Source organism: Kitasatospora sp. SUK 42 (genome assembly GCF_015776785.2).
Classification (GTDB): Bacteria; Actinomycetota; Actinomycetes; order Streptomycetales; family Streptomycetaceae; genus Kitasatospora.
Map to the genome: position 1 here is coordinate 601,329 of NZ_LFMD02000002.1, position 4,299 is coordinate 605,627.

Annotated in this window: 2 protein-coding genes and 1 pseudogene; all 3 read right to left on the reverse strand. The window is 78.6% G+C overall.

Translation table 11 applies throughout. The features are described from left to right. A pseudogene (locus RZ50_RS02475) lies at positions 1–198 on the reverse strand (IS30 family transposase); the annotation flags it as partial. A 79-nt stretch (positions 199–277) separates the two neighbouring features. Next, on the reverse strand, positions 278–1,222 hold the full coding sequence (locus RZ50_RS02480; RefSeq protein ID WP_196950986.1) for a bifunctional riboflavin kinase/FAD synthetase: 945 nt from the start codon (positions 1,220–1,222) through the stop codon (positions 278–280). A 63-nt stretch (positions 1,223–1,285) separates the two neighbouring features. Then, the coding region (locus RZ50_RS02485; RefSeq protein WP_217680202.1) for a serine protease at positions 1,286–4,299 on the reverse strand (3,014 nt) is incomplete at its 5' end.

A 4,299-nucleotide genomic window follows, 5' to 3' on the forward strand; every position in this document is an offset into this window, starting at 1 on the left:
CGGTGGCGCCGCCTTGTTCCTGCTGGACTCATTTCGCCCATAGAGCCAGCGCCTACCGGTCCGGTCGTTGATTCCGACGATCCGGCAGGCTTCGGTGTTGGTGTAGCCCTGCTGCATGAGCCGGGAGTATGCCTCCCGCTCCCGGCTCAGCTTCACAGGCCCCTGAGCCGTCCGGTCCTCGCGGATCTCGAAGTCCAAAGCATCCCCTGAACTGGGGTGTTGCAACGACTCCTAGAACCCAAGCCGAGTCGGCGGGCCCTCGTCCGTGTTCCGGGGCTCAGACCCCGTCGGTCAGCTCACGCGCGCGCTTGACGTCGTCGGCCATCCGGTCCAGCAGCGCCTCGATGGAGTCGAACTTCTCCATCCCGCGCAGGTAGGTCAGGAAGTCCACGGCCACGTGCAGCCCGTACAGGTCCAGGCCGACCCGGTCGATGGCGTAGGCCTCGACGGTGCGGGCGGTGCCGTCGAAGGTCGGGTTGGTGCCGACCGAGATCGCGGCCGGCATCCGCTCGCCACCGGCCGTCAGCCAGCCCGCGTACACGCCGTCGGCCGGGATCGCGCTGTGCGGCACGGTCTCGACGTTGGCCGTCGGGTAGCCCAGCTCGCGGCCGCGCTGCGCGCCGCGCACCACCACGCCCTCGACCCGGTGCGGGCGGCCCAGCACCTCGTTCGCCCCGGCCATGTCCCCGGTCTCGACCAGCCGGCGGGTCAGGCTGGAGGAGAACGGCTCGCCGTCCCCGGCGGTGCCGCGCACCTGCAGGTCGATCACCTGGACCTCGAAGTCGTCCGCCCGGCCCAGCTCGGTGAGCAGCGCCACGTTCCCGGCGGCCCGGTGCCCGAAGCGGAAGTTGGGGCCCTCGATGACGACCCGGGCGCGCAGTGCGTCCACCAGCACCTGCTGGACGAAGGTCTCCGGGGACTCCTGGGAGAACTCGGTGGTGAACGGCAGCACCAGCACCGCGTCCACGCCCAGCTCGGCGATCAGCTCGGCGCGGCGCGGGTGCGGCGCGAGCAGCGGCGGGTGGCTGCCCGGGCGGATCACCTCGCGCGGGTGCGGGTCGAAGGTCACCACGACCGCGGGGAGGCCGAGTTCGCGGGCGCGCTCGACCGCCCGGCCGATGATCAGCTGATGTCCGCGGTGCACCCCGTCGAACGAGCCGATGGTGACGACGCTGCGCCCCCAGTCACCGGGGATCTCCTCCAGGCCACGCCAGCGCTGCACCCGACCGCTCCTTGTTCCCTACGGTGCGTACCCTCGTACGCTCAAACGCTCAAACCCGAACCCCTATAGCGTGCCATGCGCCTGCCCCGGCTCAGGCACCGGAATGGGGGTTGAGCGCACCGGTGCACGGAGGGCCCGCGCTGGCACGGCCCGTTCGGCCTCGGCGGCGGCGTACTGCGGGTCCCGCCCGGCCGCCGCCAGCGCCCGCATCCGGGCCAGCCGGGGGCCGTCCGGGGCGGCCGGGGCGGCGTCGCGCGGCCACCGGGCGAGCAGCTGCGCGAAGGCCGCCGAACGCCCGGCGCAGCGCACCAGCAGTTCGTCCGCGGCCGCCAGCGCGGGGGCCGTACGGGCCAGCACGGCGCGGGCCCGGGCGGGATTCTCCGCCGCGCAGTGCTCGGCGAGCCGCTCCACGGCCGCGGTCAGCACCACCGGGTCGGCCTCGGTGGCGAGCAGGGTGTCCAGCAGCTCGCAGCGCAGCGCGTCCACCGCCGGGTCGGCCACCGGGACGGACAGCACCTCGGCGAAGGGCCTGCGGACGGCGGCCGTGCGGGCGGCCAGCGCCGCGCCGAGCAGCACCCGCAGCTCCAGCCGGGCGGCCGGGCCGTCGAGCGCGGCCCGGGCCAGCCGGCGGCCCAGGTAGTCGACGGCGACCGGCCCGGCCAGCGCCGGGTGCTCGCGCAGCAGCCGGGCGGCCAGTTCGGCGCCGCGCCGGGCCGCCACCGGGGTGCGGGCGTCGGCGAGCACCCGCAGGGTCTCGGCGGGGGCCGCGCCGGGGGCCACCAGCCCGTCGGCGAGCGCGGCCAGGACGGGCTCCGGATCGCTCTCCAGGGCCGGGGCCAGCGCCCTCGGGGTGAGGAAGGCGTCGCCGCCGGCCCGGTGCAGGGCCAGCGCGGCGCCCAGGTGCTCGGCCCGGGTCGAAGCGTCGCCGACCAGCAGGGCCAGCGCGGCGCCGTGCAGGCCCGGTTCGTCCTCGCGGGCGAGCAGGGTCAGTGCGGTGTACCGCAGCAGTTCGGCCCCCGCCCCGGCCGCGTACGGGGCCGTCCGCAGCGCGTGCACGGCGGCCGCGACGTGCCGTTCGGGCCGCCGGTCGTGGCTCCAGCGGTCCACCGCGCGGCACAGCGCGGAGGGCTCCTCGGCGGCGAGCACGGTGAGCAGGGCGTCCGCCCCCGGGTGCGCGGCGTCGGCCAGCGCGTCGGCCAACTCGTCCAGGGCCAGCCGCCGATGGGCGTACAGCAGGTCGTGGGCGAGGTCGGCGACGCTGCGGCCGGGGCGGCCGGGCAGGCCGCGCCGGTCCTCGAACCAGGCGCACAGCGCGGGGAAGACCGCGACCGGATCGGCGCGCAACCGCTCGGCCACCGCGCCGAGGAAGCCCTGGCCGGGGCCGTCGGCGGCCACCAGGCGGCGCAGCAGTGCGAGTTCGGCCTCGACGGGCAGACCGAGACCGCTCCAGAACGCCGGGCCGAAGCGCTCCAGCCCGCCGAGCGCCTGCCACCCGCCCGCAGCGGCGGCCCGTTCGGCGATCCGGTGCGCCAACTGCTCCAGCAGCGCCCGGTGTTCGGCCCGGTCCGGGCTGGCGGCCAGTCCGGCGACGAGCAACCGGGCCGCCCACCAGGAGGGTTCGCTGCCCGGCGGGCGCAGGTCCAGGGCCCGCCAGATCCGGTGCAGCCACGGGTCCAGGGCGGGCGCGCCCCAGGTCTCGGCGACCTTGCGCAGCGCCGCGGCGACCGGCCCGATCCGGTGCCGGGGCACCGGGCCGGCCCCCACGGCCGGGCCGCGCCCCGCCTCCCCGTCGGCGGGCGGGGCGGGAGTGTCCTCGGCCTCGCCGAGCAGCAGCCGCAGCGCCGCGTCCAGGTCCAGGTGCAGGCCCTGCAGCCAGTCGGCGAACTCGCCGTGCGCGAAGCGGAACCCCGGCCCGGCCGGGACGAACAGCCCCTCGGCGAGCACCGCCGTGGCCCAGCCGCCGTCGACCGGGAACAGGTCCTCGAACGCCTCCCGGGACAGGCTCCCCGGATCCTCGCCGAGCATCCGCCGGGCCGCCTCGTGCACCCGCCCGGCCACCGCCGCCGCGAGCCGGCGCACCCGCCGCCGGCGAGGCCCGGCGGGCCCGGCGGGCCGGGCGGTGCTCCGGCGGTGCGCGCCCGGCCGCCGCGGGCGGCCGTCCTCGGACAGCCGCTGCGCCACCCGCAGGCAGCACAGGTCCAGATGGGCGCCGAACAGCTCGCCGCGGCACGGCGGTTCGTCGCGCAGGCCCTGCGCCCACAGCTCCCCGGCCAGCCGGACGGCCAGCGGGTGGCGGGCGTCCTCGGCGGCGCTCGGCCGGCCCGGCGGCAGCCCGTAGCGGCGGCGCACCCGCTCGGCCGCCTCGGCGGGCAGCGGGCCGAGGCGGTGCCCGGCCAGGGTCGGCGCGCCCGGTCCGCCGGCGTCCATCCGGACGGTGGGGGCGCTGGCCAGGTCGCCGTCCGGGCCCGGCTCCGCCAGGTGCCGTCCGGCGGCGCCGCTCCCCCAGGGTTCGGCGCCGAGCCGCTCCCAGACCTCCGGGCCGCAGGCGGTGAGCAGCCGAGCCCCGCAGCCGACCAGCCACTGCCCGGCGCCGCGCAGCCAGCGCGGGTCCAGCGGTGCCGGGGCCTCCTCGGGGGCGTCCAGCACCACCAGCAGCGGCCGCCGGGCCGCCGCGCACAACGCCGCCACCGGCCCGGGCGGCGGCGCCGGGATGCCGAGCTCGGCCGCGGCGGCGGCCAGGGCCCGCTCCACCGGTTCGGCGAGCGAGCGGTCCCCGGCGCGCAGGTCGGCGCCGCGCAGCCAGAGGGTGGGCAGCGGCCGGGCTCCGCCGGAGCGGCGCACGGCGAGGGCGGCCAGCTCGGTGGAGCGCCCGCTGCCGGGGGCGCCCACCAGGGCGGTGACGGTCGCCGAGGGCTCGTCCCCGGTCAGGCCGTCCGGCCGGTCCACCCGGTCGGCGGCCAGCCCGGCCACCCGGCCCGGCCCGGCCCCGGCGGCCGCCAGCTGGGCGGCCGTCAGCCGCAGCACCCCGGCCAGGTTGAGCGCCGGGCCGTACGCGGGTACGGCCGCCGCGTTGCGCG